The following is a 16,592-nucleotide window of genomic DNA, read 5'->3' as shown; positions in this document are numbered from 1 at the left end:
ATTACGAGGTACCTCTTCTTATTTTAAAATATTTGCAATATATGTTTGAAGTTCTTCTACTTTTACTTCTTCAGACTCACCTGTAGCACGTACTTTCACTTCTACAATACCTTCGTCTGCTTTTTTACCAACTGTAACACGAACTGGAAGACCGAATAAATCTGCATCTGCAAATTTAACTCCTGCACGTTCTGCACGATCGTCTAATAACACTTCATAGCCTTGTTCTTGTAATGAGTTGTAGATATTTTCACCCATTTCACGTTGTGCATCCGATTTCATATTTACTGGAATTACATGCACATGGAACGGTGCTACAGCTTTTGGCCAAACTAAGCCGTTCTCATCGTTAAACTGCTCTGCAATTGCTGCCACTGTACGAGATACCCCGATACCGTAACAACCCATAATAAGTGGTTGTGTTTTTCCGTTTTCATCCAGGAATGTTGCGTTCATTGCTTCACTATAACGAGTTCCTAATTTGAATACATGACCAACTTCAATTCCGCGTGCAAAAAGAATTGTTCCATTTCCGTCTGGAGATTGGTCTCCTTCTTGAATGAAGCGTAAATCTGTATATTGACTTACTTTAAAGTCACGTTCTGGATTTACATTTACATAATGGAATCCTTCTTCATTCGCTCCTGAACATCCGTTAACAATTGATGCTACAGCATGATCAGCAATAATTTCGATATCACCTGTTACATTAATCGGTCCTAATGAACCAACTTCACAATTTAATAATGCTTTTACTTCTTCATGAGAAGCAAGCTCAACAACTGAAGCGCCGTATACATTTTTCACTTTCACATCGTTTACTTCGTGATCACCACGAACAAGTACCACTACTAATTTCTCATCTACTTTAAACACCATAGACTTAATGCACTTGTCAGCTTCGATGTTTAAGAATGCAGATACTTCTTCAATTGCTTTTTGGTCTGGTGTTGCTACTTTTTCAAGTGCTTTTTCTGCTTCGTCACTCTTCGTATACGTAGCTACAACAGGAGCCATTTCGATGTTTGCTGCATAATCAGATGTGTCAGAGTATGCAATTGTATCTTCACCAACATCAGATAATACCATAAATTCATGTGTATCTTTTCCGCCCATTGCTCCAGAATCAGCAATAACTGCACGGAAATTCAAGCCACAGCGAGCAAAAATGTTAGAGTATGCTTTATATAAACGATCGTATACTTCATCTAAGCTCTCTTGTGTAGCATGGAAAGAGTATGCATCTTTCATTAGAAACTCTCTTCCACGTAATAAGCCGAAACGAGGTCTTTGCTCATCACGGAATTTTGTTTGAATTTGGTATAATGTTAACGGTAATTTTTTATATGATTTCACTTCATCACGCACAAGATCCGTAATTACTTCCTCATGTGTCGCTCCTAATGCGAATTCACGAGCATTACGATCTTTCATACGCATTAATTCAGATCCGTAAGAATACCAACGACCTGATTCTTGCCATAATTCCGCAGCTTGCATAGCTGGCATTAATAATTCTACAGCTCCTGCGCGCTCCATTTCTTCTCGAACGATACGTTCTACTTTGTGTAATACTTTTAATCCAAATGGTAGAAAGCTATAAATACCAGAAGCATTTTGACGCATAAAACCTGCACGAAGTAATAGCTGATGACTCTTAATTTCAGCATCAGCTGGAACTTCACGTAATGTAGGACTGAATACCATACTTTGTTTCATTTATTTGCACCTCTTCATTTTACTCTTACACGCAGTAAAACCCCTCACCTCGAGTTAGGTGAGGGATTTTATTCTACGAGCTCTATTTCATTATAAGTTTCACTTTATTTTACAAGAAAAACTTACGAATGTCATTCCAAGTTACAACTAACATAAGTAACATTAATAATGCAAAACCAATAAAGTGAACCATTCCTTCTTTTTGGCGATCAATTGGTTTCCCTCGTAACGCTTCAATTAAGAAGAAGAATAAACGGCCACCATCTAAAGCAGGAACTGGTAATAAATTAAATAAACCAAGATTAATGCTTAGAACTGCAGCTAAACTTAGTACACGCGTAAACCCATAATCTACAACTTGATCTGTTAGATTATAAATTCCTACTGGACCTGATAACTCATTAATAGAAAATTGACCAGTTACTAATTTAACAAGAGATTCAAAAATTAGTTTCGTCCATTGGTACGTTTGTTCAAATCCTGATTTAATAGAACCCATTACTGTTTTCTCTACAGGAGAATACACACCGATTCTACCAACTTCGTCTTTTCCTTCTTTATCGAGTGTTGGCGTTACTTTCACATTAAACTGTTCATTATCACGCTTTACTTGTAACGTAATTTCTTTATTTGGGTTTTCACGTACAATAGTAACAACATCTTTCCATGTACTTGTGTTTTTCCCATCAATAGCTTGAATTGTATCATTCTCTTTCAATCCAGCTTGCTGTGCTGCACTGTTATCCATCACTTTTCCAACCATTGGTTTGTCAATAGGAACCCCTTGTACAAATCCAAGAATCACAAAAATAACAAATGCTAAAATGAAGTTCATTGCAGGACCCGCAAAGATTGTTAAAGCGCGTTGCCCTAGTTTTTTCGAGCCAAATTGTCTATTATACGGAGCAATTTGAATTTCTTCCCCCGCAGTAATAATACGAGCCTTTTCATTCACTCGGAATGTTTGAAGCTCTTCCTCGTACTCTTCATAGCCCGAAATTGTTAAATTATGCTCCAAATCAGCTTGTTCGACTTCAATAACACGAACATTTGGATACTTTTCATATCCATCAAAAACTAATTTCACAACTTCGTCTTTTTCATTTAATACAAGGCCAACCTTTTTCCCAGGCTTTAACTCAACTGTGTCCGCATCCTCGCCGGCCATTCTTACATAGCCACCAAGGGGCAGTAATCGAATCGTATACACCGTTTCATTCTTTTCAAATGAGAATATTTTCGGACCAAAACCAATCGCAAACTCGCGGCATAAAATACCTGCTCTTTTTGCGAAATATAGATGCCCTAGCTCATGGAAAAATACGAGTGCACCGAAAATTAATATAAAGGCAATCGCTGTATTCAATTCCATAACCACCTTTGCTAAATTTGTTCCATCACAAACCGTCTTGTGGCCGCATCAATTTCCAAAATTTCCTCTAAGCTCGGTCGTGCAATGACATTGTGATGGTTCATTGCTTTTTCAATGAGGTCTTCCACTGTTAAGAAACCAATTCTCTTTTGTAAAAAGGCTTCAACAGCTACTTCATTCGCTGCGTTCATTACAGCTGGCATACTTCCACCTGCTTTTCCAGCTTCATACGCAAAACGTAAACAACGGAATCGTTCTTGGTCCATTTTCTCAAAATGCAACGTCCCTATTTCCCATAAGTTTAACTGTTTTGTGTCTGAAAGAGGCAATCTATCAGGATATGTAAGTGCGTATTGAATTGGTACTCGCATATCAGGTGAACCAAGCTGCGCCATTACACTACGATCTTCAAATTCAACCATAGAATGGATAATACTTTCTTTATGTAAAACAACATCGATTTGCTCATAAGGGATACCAAAAAGCCAATGTGCTTCAATTACTTCTAGTCCCTTATTCATCATTGTAGCAGAATCAATTGTAATTTTCGAACCCATTGACCAGTTTGGATGTCGAAGCGCATCTTCTACGGTCACATGATGCAATTCATCCCTCGTTTTATCACGGAAACTTCCACCAGAAGCCGTTATAATAAGACGAGAAATTCTTTTTTCATTTTCACCATTCAAGCACTGAAAAATAGCCGAATGTTCACTATCTACTGGAAGTAACGAAACATTATGTTTTCGTGCTGCTTCCATTACAAGATGTCCTGCAGTTACTAACGTTTCTTTATTTGCAATTCCAATTGTTTTTTTCGCCTCAATTGCACGAAGTGTTGGTAACAACCCTACGCTACCTACAACAGCATTTACTACAATCTCCGCATCTGGATGTAATGCTACTTCTAAAAGTCCTTCACTACCATATACAATTTTTGTATTACCAGAAACAGATTGTAATTTTAAAACATCTTCCTCTCTTTGCACAGAGACGATTTGCGGAGAAAATTCTTGAATTACCTTTACTGCGTAGTCAATATTTTTCCCTACAGAAAAAGCAACGAGACGGAATTGGTCTGGGTGCGAGCGTAATACATCTAAAGTTTGTGTACCAATTGATCCGCTTGCACCTAATAAACTAATGTTTTTCATGACTCCAACCCCTCGTTCATTTATTAATTGTATTGTAATAAGAAGTAGAGAATTGGTAAAACGAATAACCAACTATCTGTTCGGTCTAATATACCACCATGCCCAGGTAAAATTGTACCTGAATCCTTTACGCCATAATGACGTTTAAAAGCAGATTGTACTAAATCACCAATTTGTCCAAAAATAGAAATGATAATTGTCAGCACAATTAAAATTACTACATTCGATTCGACTGGGAAGAACACGTTGTAAACAAGTGCCACAATAATTCCACAAACGATACCGCCTAATGAACCTTCAATCGTTTTATTCGGACTAATTTCTGGCCACAATTTTCTCTTGCCCAATGCTTTTCCTACGAAATATGCGCCTGAATCAGTAGCCCATATAACAAATAATGCGCAAAATACATATTTAATTCCTAATATTCTCGTTTCATTTAAATATAAGAATCCCATTGCCACATATGTCGTTGCCATCAGTAAAAATGAAGCATTATCAAAAGTAAATGTATTCTTAGAAAGGACTGTATATGATAAAAGTAATAAAACAATCACAAATGTGATTTCCAATTTACCTAATCCAATCCATGCAAACAGTTCTGATGCACTACTTGGAATTAAAAGAATCCACAATAATACTGCAGCTAAAACTGTCGGTACTGAAATAAGCGTAAGCTTATTCATACGAATTAATTCATATAAACCTATAGAAGCAAGTGCATACACTAAAACCGTAAAAGGCACGCCACCGTATATTACGATGGGAATGAATAGCGCGGCAGCAACCACTCCAGTAATAATTCTCTGTTTCACTACCAAACCCTCTCTTTCTACACGCCTCCGAATCTGCGCCCTCTATGTTGAAAGTCAGTAATCGCATTTAGCAAATGTTCTTCTTTGAAGTCTGGCCAATACACGTCTGTAAACCAAAACTCCGAATATGCAATTTGCCATAACATGAAATTACTAATACGTAGCTCTCCGCTTGTTCGGATTAACAACTCTGGATCAGGTAAAGAACTCGTCATTAAGTAGGAGGAAAGCATTTCTTCACTTACCTCTTCAGAACGAATTTTTCCTTCCTCATTATCTTTCATCATATGTTGCACAGCAGAAACGATTTCATCTCGACTTCCATAGTTTAACGCGAAATTAAGAATTAATCCCGTATTCTCTTTCGTATCTTCCATGGCTTTCTCCATCGCTCTGCGTGTATGCGTAGGAAGACGATCTTTTTGCCCTATTACTCGGACTTGTACGTTTTCTTCAATCAATTCTGGTAAAAATGTACCTAGAAATTCTTCTGGAAGCCTCATTAAATAATCAACTTCCTTTTTCGGTCTTTTCCAGTTCTCAGTTGAAAAAGCATAGAGAGTTAACACTTTCACATTAAGTTTACTTGCAAATTTTGTAATTTTCTTTACAACTTGCATACCTTCATGATGTCCCGCAATACGAGGCATTGCTCTCCTCTTTGCCCATCTTCCATTCCCATCCATAATGATGGCAATATGTTCTGGGATATATCCTTTTTTCACTTCTTCAACGAGATGATCAAACGATGTGTCCTTTTTACCTTTAAAAAAAGGAAAGTTTTTAAACATCATTCATACCCTCCAGCAAGCAGACGTATGCCTAAAAGTGTAAAAAGACCCCCTTAAGAAGAGGGTCATATTTGCGAAGTTATCGCTATTACACTTCCATGATTTCTTTTTCTTTGTTTTTTGCGATTTCGTCAACTTTTGCAATATATTTATCTGTTTCTTTTTGGATATCTTCAGTATATCCTCTTAAATCATCTTCTGTAATCTCGCCAGCTTTTTCAAGCTTCTTAAGATCATCATTTCCGTCACGACGTACGTTACGAACAGCAACTTTTGCTTCTTCAGCATATTTTTTCACAACTTTTACAAGATCACGACGACGCTCTTCTGTTAGTGCAGGGAATGCAATACGAATTACAGTTCCATCATTAGAAGGGTTTAAGCCTAAATCTGCTTTTAAAATTGCTTTTTCAATATCACCGATAGAAGTTTTATCATAAGGTTGAATTACTAGTAAACGCGCTTCTGGAACTGTAATGTTCGCTAATTGCACAACTGGTGTTGGTGCACCATAGTAATCAACTTGTACCTTATCTAATACAGACGCGTTTGCACGGCCAGCACGAACTGTTGCTAATTCACGAGAATAAGCAGCAACTGCTTTTTCCATTTTTTCATTTGAAGACTTCAATACTTGTTGTCCCATATTTATTTCCCCCTTACCACTGTTCCGATATTTTCGCCTAAAACGGCACGTTTAATATTACCTTTTTCCATAACTGAGAATACAATTAATGGAATATCATTATCCATACATAGAGAAGAAGCTGTAGAATCCATTACACCTAAACCTTCTTTTAATACGTCTAAGTAAGTAAGCGTTTCGTATTTCGTAGCTGTTGGATCAATAGATGGATCTGCATTATATACACCATCTACATTGTTTTTCGCCATTAAAATTACATCTGCTTCAATTTCTGCCGCACGTAATGCTGCTGTTGTATCTGTAGAGAAGTATGGGTTACCTGTACCTGCTGCAAAGATAACAACACGTTTTTTCTCTAAGTGACGAACTGCTTTACGACGAATGTAAGGTTCTGCAACTTGACGCATCTCAATTGAAGTTTGTACACGAGTTTGAATTCCGATATTCTCCAAGCTATCTTGAAGAGCTAATGAATTCATAACTGTCGCTAACATGCCCATGTAATCTGCCCCTGCACGATCCATGCCCATTTCACTTCCAATTTTCCCGCGCCAAATGTTACCGCCACCAACAACAACAGCAACCTCTACATCAAGTTCTGCAATTTCTTTTACTTGTTCCGCAACTGACTTAATAACAGTTGGGTTAATTCCAAATCCTTGCTCTCCAGCTAAAGCTTCTCCACTTAGCTTTAAAACGACACGATTATATTTCGGTTTACTCATAATGAACCTCCAATTGCTTACATCTTTATTTTAAAAAAGGGAACACAATGTGTTCCCTAATCTGTATTAGTTACTACCTTTTACTTGGTTCATTACTTCTTCAGCAAAGTTGTCTTCGCGTTTTTCGATACCTTCACCAACAGCGTAGCGAACGAATCCTTTTAATGTTCCGCCTTTAGACTCAACGAACTGACGAACTTTCATATCAGGGTTTTTAACGAATGCTTGGTCAAGTAAGCAAATCTCTTCGAAGAATTTGCCTAGACGGCCTTCAACCATTTTCGCAACAATTTTCTCAGGCTTGCCTTCGTTTAATGCTTGTTGTGTTAATACTTGACGCTCATGCTCAACTTCTTCAGCTGTTACAGCATCGCGGTCGATGTATTTAGGGTTAACTGCAGCGATGTGCATTGCAACATCTTTAGCAGCAGCTTCATCAGTAGAACCTTCAAGAACTGTTAATACACCAATGCGTCCACCCATGTGTAGGTAAGCGCCGAATGCATCTGCATCAGTTTTTGATACGATTTCGAAACGACGAAGTGTAAGTTTTTCACCAATTTTAGCGATTGCTTCGTTGATGTGCTCTTCAACTTTTTTACCGTTTTCCATTGTTTGAGCCATAGCTTCTTCAACGTTAGCTGGTTTGTTAGTTAATAAGTGAGCAGCTAATTCTTTAATTAGTGTTTGGAAACCTTCGTTTTTCGCAACGAAATCAGTTTCAGAGTTTAATTCTAAGATTAAAGCGTCGTTACCGTTTGTTTCGATGAAAGTTAAACCTTCAGCAGCAATGCGGTCTGCTTTTTTAGCAGCTTTCGCAATACCTTTTTCACGTAAGAAGTCAATTGCCTTCTCCATGTCGCCGTTAGTTTCTGTTAAAGCTTTTTTGCAGTCCATCATACCTGCGCCAGTTTTTTCACGTAATTCTTTTACCATTTGAGCAGTGATTGCCATACTTTTCATCCTCCTAAAATATGTATTTATACCTTTTATAAAGGTGTTTATACCTTAAAAAAGGTGATAAAAGGCCGAACCCCTTATCACCTTTCCAACTTTGTTACGCAGTAACAGTTTCTTCACCTTGTTTTGCTTCAAGGATCGCGTCTGCCATTTTAGATGTAAGAAGTTTTACAGCACGAATTGCATCATCGTTTGCTGGGATAACGTGATCGATTTCGTCTGGATCACAGTTTGTATCAACGATACCGATGATTGGAATGTGTAATTTGCGTGCTTCAGCAACTGCAATACGCTCTTTACGAGGGTCTACTACGAATAATGCACTTGGAAGACCTTTCATATCTTTAATACCGCCTAAGAATTTCTCAAGACGCTCTAACTCTTTTTTAAGTTGAACAACTTCTTTCTTAGGAAGTACTTCGAAAGTACCATCTTCTTGCATTCTTTCGATGTCTTTAAGACGCTTGATACGCTTTTGGATTGTTTGGAAGTTTGTTAAAGTTCCGCCTAACCAACGTTGGTTAACGAAGTACATACCAGCACGAGTTGCTTCTTCTTTAATAGCTTCTTGTGCTTGTTTTTTAGTACCTACGAATAAGATGTCTCCGCCTTCAGCAGCGATGTCGCGCATCGTTCTGTAAGCTTCCTCAACTTTTTTCACAGTTTTTTGTAAGTCGATGATGTAGATACCGTTACGCTCTGTGAAAATGTAACGCTTCATTTTTGGGTTCCAACGACGAGTTTGATGTCCGAAATGAACACCAGCTTCAAGCAATTGCTTCATAGAAATTACTGACATAATATAGTTCCTCCTAAATGGTTTTTGATATCCTCCGTTTACTTCATCTCTAAGCGAAACTACAAACGTAGCACCAACACTTAAATCAGTAAACGTGTGTACTTTGTACTGACACCACTGCTTACTATATCATACTGAAATATTTCAATCAAGTCGAAAATGCGAACAATGTAAAACTTTCTTTGTTCATACTCGAATTCTAGTATTACCAACCTTCATTTCTTTTAAGCAAAAAAGTAAATACAATTAATAGTTTTCCCAGAAAACACACTTATGACACTTTTCACAAGCATCATCTATCCATTGCACAAAAAAACTCTCCTCAATTGAGGAGAGTTTTTTATAAATTAGTTTGTTTTTAATTTAGCAAGTTCTTGTAGAAACTTGTCGTTTAGCACTTTAATGTATGTTCCTTTCATACCTAAAGAGCGAGACTCAATAACACCAGCACTTTCTAATTTACGTAGTGCATTTACGATTACAGAGCGAGTAATTCCTACGCGATCAGCAATTTTACTTGCAACAAGTAAACCTTCTGTTCCATTTAATTCTTCGAAGATATGCTCAATTGCTTCTAACTCACTGTAAGATAATGAGCTGATTGCCATTTGAACAACAGCTTTACTACGCGCTTCCTCTTCGATTTCTTCTGCTTTTTCACGTAAGATTTCCATACCTACAACAGTTGAGCTGTACTCAGCAAGGATTAAATCATCATCTAAGAACTCTTGACCAAGACGAGCTAATACTAATGTACCTAGACGCTCACCGCCACCAACGATTGGTACGATTGTAGTTAAACCTTGACCGAATAATTCTCTGTTTTCTACTGGGAATGCTGTGTAAGCACTGTTCACATCTAAGTTTGAAGATGTTTCTGTAATGTTGAATAAGCTTTGTGTATATTCTTCTGGGAATTGACGTTCTGCAAGCATTTGCTTCATGCGTTCGTTTTCGATTTGTTGGTGAATTGCATAACCTAGTAATTTACCACGACGGCTAACTACGAATACGTTTGCTTCGATTACTTCACACATTGTGTCAGACATTTCTCTAAAGTTTACAGGCTTCCCTGCTGCGCTCTGTAATAACGCATTTAATTTTCTCGTTTTTGCTAATAATTCCATTTCAAAAGTTCCTCCTACATGTTACTCACATATTTTTTCATCACTTGGAAACTAGGGCGAGTCACCTGATGACACTATTACAAAATAAACTGGCTCACATCTTTATTTTTAGCAATTGTTGCTAATTTCTCCTCAACGTATTGAGGTGTTATCGTTATTTTCTCTAACGTAATTTCAGATGCTTCAAACGATAAATCTTCAAGGAGCTTCTCCATAATCGTATGAAGTCTTCTTGCTCCAATATTATCTGTATCCTGATTAACTTGATAAGCAATCTCAGCAATCTTACGAATAGCTTCGTCTGAAAATTCAATTTCTATACCTTCAGTCGCTAATAATGCCATATATTGTTTAATTAACGCATTGTCAGGCTCGATTAATATTTTAACAAAATCGTCTGTCGATAATTTTGTTAATTCTACTCGAATCGGAAATCTCCCTTGCAATTCCGGAATTAAATCCGACGGTTTAGACATATGGAACGCTCCAGCTGCAACGAATAAAATATAATCCGTTTTTACTGATCCGTATTTTGTCGCAACATTCGACCCTTCTACAATTGGCAGAATGTCACGTTGCACACCTTCACGTGATACATCTACGCTATTCGACTGCTTACCAGCAATTTTGTCAATTTCATCGATAAAAATAATCCCGAGCTGTTCAGCACGATAAACAGCCTCTTGTGTAACTTCATCCATATCAATTAAGCGCTGTGCCTCTTCATTTGTCAAGAGTTTTCTTGCTTCTTTTACAGAAAGTTTACGTTTTTTCGTTTTTTTCGGCATAAAACTTCCTAGCGCATCTTGGAAATTCATTCCCATTTGTTCCATGCCAGTTCCTTGTAACATATCAAACATGGAAGACTGTTGTTCAGTCACTTCAATCGATACAATTTCTTCTTCAAGAAGCCCTGCAGCAAGCTTTCTCTCCACATCTTGACGTTTCTTTTCGATTTCAACATCTTCTTGTGTATCAGACGTTTGATTCGAATTTTGAGCGCCTCCAAAAAGCATCTCTAATGGATTTTTGAATCCAGATTGCTTCTCCGGACTCGGCACTAAAATTTCAACAAGACGTTGATTCGCTTGCTCTTCTGCTTTATCTTGAACTTTCACTACCATTTCTTCTTTTACGATACGAACCGATGTTTCCACCAAGTCACGTACCATCGACTCTACATCTCTACCCACATATCCAACTTCTGTGAATTTTGTAGCCTCAACCTTAATAAAAGGTGCTCCAACGAGTTTCGCCATTCGTCGTGCTACCTCTGTTTTCCCAACACCTGTCGGTCCAATCATTAAAATATTTTTAGGTGCAATTTCGTCACGTAAATTTTCAGCTAATTTACTGCGGCGATATCGATTTCTCAACGCTACAGCAACCGCTTTCTTTGCGTCTTTTTGACCGATGATGTATTGATCTAATTTTTCCACAATTTGGCGCGGAGTAAAATGTAAATGCATATAAAATGCCTCCCTTACGATTCTACAATTCTTCAACAATTATGTTGTGATTCGTATAAACACAAATATCGCCAGCAATCTCTAAACTCGCTTTCGCAATTTGCTTCGCTGTTAAGTGTTCACTTGCATATTGCTTTAAAGCACGACCTGCAGAAAGTGCATAATTCCCACCAGATCCAATTGCTAAAATACCATCATCCGGTTCAATCACTTCTCCTGTACCTGAAACAAGGAGCATAGTTGTTTTATCCATGACAATGAGCATCGCTTCTAGCTGACGTAACATTTTATCGCCACGCCATTGTTTTGCCATTTCAACAGCAGCACGCTGCAAGTTGCCATTATACTCTTCTAATTTCCCTTCAAACATTTCAAAAAGAGTAAATGCGTCAGCAACTGATCCTGCGAAACCAGCTAAAACTTTACCTTGGAAAAGTTTACGAACTTTACGAGCTGTATGTTTCATTACAACAGCATTTCCCATTGTCACTTGGCCATCTCCAGCCATTGCACATTCTCCATTATGATGAACTGCAAATATCGTTGTAGCGTGGAAATTTCCCATAGAAAAAACTCCTTTATTTGTTTTTATAGCTTTTAAAGCAATTTATGCCCGCGGGTGATGCTTCATGTAAACAGAACGCAATCTTTCTTTAGAGACATGCGTATAAATTTGTGTCGTCGACAAATTTTCATGGCCTAATAGCTCCTGTACAGTACGTAAATCCGCCCCTTCATCTAGCATATGTGTAGCAAATGTATGCCTTAACATATGGGGACTTATCCGCATTGTCAGCGAAGCCTTTTTAATGAGTTCATTTAAAACATAACGAACCCCACGACTTGTTAGCGGTGTACCTTTCGCATTTAAAAATACCATATGAGAATCTTCGTCAGTCTTATTAACTAACTGTTTTCTCCCATTCTCTATATAAGTAATTAAAGAATCTTGCGCATAGCTTCCGAACGGAATATACCTTTGTTTTTTTCCTTTTCCCATTACTAAAATTGTTCCCACCGCAAAGTCAATATCGGTAAGTTGTAAATTGACACATTCACTCACACGGATCCCAGTCGCATACATCAACTCTAATAAAGCTTGATTCCTTTGACCTAATGGCGTTTCCGTGTCAGAAACTTCAAATAATTCCTCTAACTCTTCAGCATATAAAAACTTTGGGATTGACAATTCTTTTTTGGGGAGTGACGCAAGTGCAAACGGATTATCCTTTCGATAACCTTCACGCATCAAAAAACGATATAAACTTCGTAAGCTTGATACTTTTCTTGCGACAGATTTACGGGCTAACTTTTCATCGTGCAACGTCGTTAAGTACAAACGAACATCCGCGTATGTAACGTCTAAAAAAGAGGATATGCCTTCTCGTTCCATAAATTGCACAAAATGTTCTAAATCATTTTGATAACTTGCAATTGTATATTTTGAATAATTTCTTTCAATTTGTAAATATCCAACGAATAATTGTAACAATTTCTTCACATTCACACAACTCACCTCAATAAAGGCTACTAAATCGTATCACAACTTAGTAGCCTTTGCAAGAAATTTAACTAAATATTTACAAAATTTCGAATCGTTTCTAAAGCGCGTGCTGCGTACGCTTCATTTCGTTCTGCTTTCTTTTTAATCTTCTTCTCTAACGGTGCAAATAGACCGAAGTTCGCATTCATCGGCTGGAAGTTTTTAGCGTTCGTTGCCGTAATGTAATTTGCCATGCTACCCATCGCAGTTACTGGCGGTAATACAACTGGCTCTTCACCTTGCACAAGACGCGCAGCATTAATTCCTGCTAATAATCCTGATGCTGCTGATTCAACATATCCCTCTACTCCAGTCATTTGACCAGCGAAGAATAAATCATCACGTTGTTTATATTGATATGTTGGACGAAGCAAATTAGGTGAATTAATAAACGTATTACGATGCATTACACCATAACGTACAATCTCTGCATTTTCCAATCCCGGAATTAGCTGTAGCACTTCTTTTTGCGGTCCCCACTTTAAATGAGTTTGGAAACCTACGATATTGTATAAAGTTCCCGCTGCATCATCTTGACGTAACTGAACAACAGCATATGGCGTTTTCCCTGTTTTTGGATCTTCCAATCCAACAGGTTTCATAGGTCCAAATACTAACGTCTGTCTCCCTCTACTTGCCATAACTTCTACTGGCATACAACCTTCAAAGAAAATTTCTTTTTCAAACTCTTTTAAAGGCACTGTCTCAGCAGCAATTAGAGCCTCATAAAAACGATCAAACTCTTCTTCTGTCATTGGGCAATTTAAATATGCAGCTTCACCTTTGTCATAACGCGATTTTAAATACACTTTATTCATATCAATGCTGTCTTTTTCTACGATTGGGGCTGCAGCATCATAGAAGTAGAAATAATCTTCTCCTGTTAATTCTTTCAATTTTGCAGAAAGATCAGGAGATGTTAATGGACCTGTAGCAATAATTGTCGGTCCCTCTGGAATATCTGTAATTTCTTCATTCATTACAATTACATTTGGATGGTTCTTTACGTATTCTGTTACTTTAGCTGCGAACTCATGACGATCTACAGCTAAAGCACCTCCAGCTGGTACAGAGCACTCATCCGCCGCACGAATAATTACAGAATCCATTAAGCGCATTTCCTCTTTAATAACTCCAACTGCATTTGTTAAAGTGTTTGCACGAAGTGAGTTACTACATACTAATTCAGCGAATTTATCTGTGTGATGAGCTGGCGTTTGCCTTACCGGTCTCATTTCATATAATCTAACTTGGACACCACGTTTTGCAATTTGGTAAGCTGCTTCACTTCCTGCAAGACCTGCGCCAATGACGTTTACTACTTGTGTTGTCATTTATATCACCTTTCCTTTTCTTCCCGAAAAAAATGTGAGCAGTTACGCTCACATTTGTTGTTCTTCTTCATAATCGCACGAAATACATTGTACTTGCACGCCTTTTTTCAACTTTTTCTCTACAAGCATGCCTTCGCACTTCGGACACTTACGACCAATTGGCTTATCCCAAGATACAAAGTCGCATTCCGGATACGTACCGCACCCATAGAAAAGACGTTTCTTTTTATTACTACGGCGTTCAATAATTTGACCCTTATCACACTTTGGACAAGTAACACCGATTTCTTTCACAATCGGCTTTGTATTACGACAATCTGGGAAATTCGAGCAAGCCATAAATTTCCCGTATTTACCCATTTTAAAGACCATTGGGTGATTACATAATTCACAATCTTCCCCAGCTGGTTCATCTTTAATTTCCACTTCACGCATTTCTTTTTCCGCTTTTTCTAAACGCGGTTCAAAACCTACGTAGAAATCATCAACAATTTTTACCCAATTCGCATTTCCTTCTTCTACTTCATCAAGGCTTTGCTCCATATTGGCAGTAAATTCAATGTTAATAATTTCTGGGAAAAACTCTAAAATAAGTTCAATTACTATTTCACCAAGTTCAGTCGGAACGAAGCGTTTATTATCCAAACCTACATACCCACGCTTTTGAATTGTTTCAAGTGTAGGTACATATGTTGACGGTCTTCCAATTCCAAGTTCTTCAAGTGTTCTTACTAGGCGAGCCTCTGTATAGCGCGGAGGAGGTTGTGTAAAATGTTGCTTTGGTTCTAAATCCTTTGAAAATACAGTTTCCCCTACTTCTAAAGGTGGCAACATCTTATCCTTTTCTTCAGCACCATCATCTTTTGACTCTACATACACTTTCATAAATCCTGGGAACTTTACAACCGATCCACTTGCACGGAACTGAACATTGTTATTAATGAGTCTCGCTGTCACAGTATCCATTATAGCAGACGCCATTTGACTTGCAACAAATCGCTCCCAAATCAATTTATATAATCGAAGTTGATCACGACCTAAGAAACTTTTTAGTTCCTCTGGCTTTCTCATTACTGAAGTAGGACGAATTGCCTCATGCGCATCTTGTGCATTTGACTTTTTCGTTTCTTTCTTCTTTTCTGTTCCTATGTATTCCGTACCATACGCTTCAGTGATGTAAGTACGAGCCTCTGTTTGAGCTGTTTCTGAGATACGTGTTGAATCAGTTCTCATATACGTAATAAGACCTACAGTTCCTTGTTTTCCAAGATCTATCCCTTCATACAATTGCTGTGCAAGCATCATTGTTTTCTTTGCTCGCATGTTTAACTTACGTGCTGCTTCTTGTTGCAAGGAAGATGTTGTAAACGGTAATGCAGGATTACGTTTTCGCTCTTTGCGCGTTACATTTTCAACTGAAAACGCATTGTCTTTCATCTGTTCAATTATTTCATTCACTTGCGTTTCATTTGTTAATTGAACTTTTTCACCATCTACACCGTAAAAGCTTGCTTCAAATGTGTCTTTTCCTTTTACAAATTCTGTTTTAATTGTCCAGAATTCTTCAGGTTCAAAGTTTTGAATTTCCCTTTCACGCTCGATGATTAAACGAACTGCTACAGATTGTACACGTCCTGCACTTAATCCTTTTTTTACTTTCTTCCATAATAAAGGACTAATATTGTAACCAACAAGACGATCAAGTATACGTCTTGCTTGTTGTGCATCCACTAAATCCATATTAATTGCACGAGGATGTTTAAATGATTCTTTGATTGCATCTTTCGTAATCTCATTAAACACAACCCGACAATCTGATTCAACGTCCACATTTAACGTATTCGCTAAATGCCAAGCAATCGCTTCCCCTTCACGGTCTGGATCGGCCGCGAGATAGACTTTCTTTGCTTTTTTCGCCGCTGATTTTAAATCTTTTAAGACGGGACCTTTACCACGAATGGTAATATACTTCGGGGTGAAGTTGTTCTTTACTTCTATCCCCATTTGACTTTTTGGCAAATCGCGAACATGTCCCATAGACGCGACAACTTTGTATTTTTTTCCTAAATATTTCTCAATGGTCTTCGCCTTAGAAGGCGACTCCACGATTACGAGGTAATCTGACATGCTAGTGCCTC

General features: G+C 37.8%; 15 protein-coding genes. All 15 read right to left on the bottom strand.

Annotated elements, in window-relative coordinates:
• Nucleotides 1-18: 18 nt before the first annotated feature.
• On the bottom strand, nt 19-1,719 hold the full coding sequence (locus tag MR136_RS04690; protein WP_000814302.1) for a proline--tRNA ligase: 1,701 nt from the start codon (nt 1,717-1,719) through the stop codon (nt 19-21).
• Nucleotides 1,720-1,828: 109 nt separating this feature from the next.
• Entirely contained in the window at nt 1,829-3,085 is a 1,257-nt protein-coding gene (gene rseP, locus MR136_RS04685) for an RIP metalloprotease RseP (RefSeq protein WP_001090243.1), read from the bottom strand.
• 17 nt (nt 3,086-3,102) lie between these two features.
• Entirely contained in the window at nt 3,103-4,245 is a 1,143-nt protein-coding gene (dxr, locus tag MR136_RS04680; RefSeq protein WP_000790373.1) for a 1-deoxy-D-xylulose-5-phosphate reductoisomerase, read from the bottom strand.
• 23 nt (nt 4,246-4,268) lie between these two features.
• The gene (gene cdsA, locus MR136_RS04675) at nt 4,269-5,060 is read right to left on the bottom strand and encodes a phosphatidate cytidylyltransferase (RefSeq protein ID WP_000813588.1); all 792 of its coding nucleotides are present in this window, start codon (nt 5,058-5,060) and stop codon (nt 4,269-4,271) included.
• A 17-nt stretch (nt 5,061-5,077) separates the two neighbouring features.
• Nucleotides 5,078-5,854 (bottom strand): isoprenyl transferase, encoded by a 777-nt coding sequence (gene uppS / locus MR136_RS04670; RefSeq protein ID WP_061457651.1) that lies wholly within the window; start codon nt 5,852-5,854, stop codon nt 5,078-5,080.
• A gap of 85 nt (nt 5,855-5,939) precedes the next feature.
• Nucleotides 5,940-6,497: a ribosome recycling factor gene (gene frr / locus MR136_RS04665; protein ID WP_000531501.1), complete on the bottom strand. Its 558-nt coding sequence runs from the start codon at nt 6,495-6,497 to the stop codon at nt 5,940-5,942.
• A 2-nt stretch (nt 6,498-6,499) separates the two neighbouring features.
• The gene (gene pyrH, locus MR136_RS04660) at nt 6,500-7,222 is read right to left on the bottom strand and encodes a UMP kinase (protein WP_000042668.1); all 723 of its coding nucleotides are present in this window, start codon (nt 7,220-7,222) and stop codon (nt 6,500-6,502) included.
• A 66-nt stretch (nt 7,223-7,288) separates the two neighbouring features.
• On the bottom strand, nt 7,289-8,176 hold the full coding sequence (tsf, locus tag MR136_RS04655) for a translation elongation factor Ts (protein WP_001018578.1): 888 nt from the start codon (nt 8,174-8,176) through the stop codon (nt 7,289-7,291).
• 103 nt (nt 8,177-8,279) lie between these two features.
• Entirely contained in the window at nt 8,280-8,981 is a 702-nt protein-coding gene (rpsB, locus tag MR136_RS04650) for a 30S ribosomal protein S2 (RefSeq protein WP_000111485.1), read from the bottom strand.
• Nucleotides 8,982-9,328: 347 nt separating this feature from the next.
• Nucleotides 9,329-10,108, bottom strand: coding sequence for a GTP-sensing pleiotropic transcriptional regulator CodY (codY, locus tag MR136_RS04645; RefSeq protein ID WP_000421290.1), 780 nt, complete (start codon nt 10,106-10,108; stop codon nt 9,329-9,331).
• 77 nt (nt 10,109-10,185) lie between these two features.
• A complete protein-coding gene (hslU, locus tag MR136_RS04640) occupies nt 10,186-11,577 on the bottom strand; it encodes an ATP-dependent protease ATPase subunit HslU (RefSeq protein ID WP_000550078.1) in 1,392 nt (463 codons plus the stop codon).
• Between the two features lie 22 nt (nt 11,578-11,599).
• Entirely contained in the window at nt 11,600-12,142 is a 543-nt protein-coding gene (gene hslV / locus MR136_RS04635; protein WP_000526272.1) for an ATP-dependent protease proteolytic subunit HslV, read from the bottom strand.
• 42 nt (nt 12,143-12,184) lie between these two features.
• Complete coding sequence (gene xerC, locus MR136_RS04630; RefSeq protein ID WP_001101243.1) at nt 12,185-13,084, bottom strand: tyrosine recombinase XerC; 900 nt, start codon at nt 13,082-13,084, stop codon at nt 12,185-12,187.
• A gap of 65 nt (nt 13,085-13,149) precedes the next feature.
• Entirely contained in the window at nt 13,150-14,454 is a 1,305-nt protein-coding gene (gene trmFO, locus MR136_RS04625; RefSeq protein WP_061457652.1) for an FADH(2)-oxidizing methylenetetrahydrofolate--tRNA-(uracil(54)-C(5))-methyltransferase TrmFO, read from the bottom strand.
• 48 nt (nt 14,455-14,502) lie between these two features.
• Nucleotides 14,503-16,581, bottom strand: coding sequence for a type I DNA topoisomerase (gene topA, locus MR136_RS04620; RefSeq protein WP_001286963.1), 2,079 nt, complete (start codon nt 16,579-16,581; stop codon nt 14,503-14,505).
• Between the last annotated feature and the right edge of the window lie 11 nt (nt 16,582-16,592).

Origin of the sequence: Bacillus cereus group sp. BfR-BA-01311 (genome assembly GCF_022664295.1) — a bacterium.
Classification (GTDB): Bacteria; Bacillota; Bacilli; order Bacillales; family Bacillaceae_G; genus Bacillus_A; species Bacillus_A cereus.
This window is presented reverse-complemented; position numbering and strand designations above follow the sequence as displayed.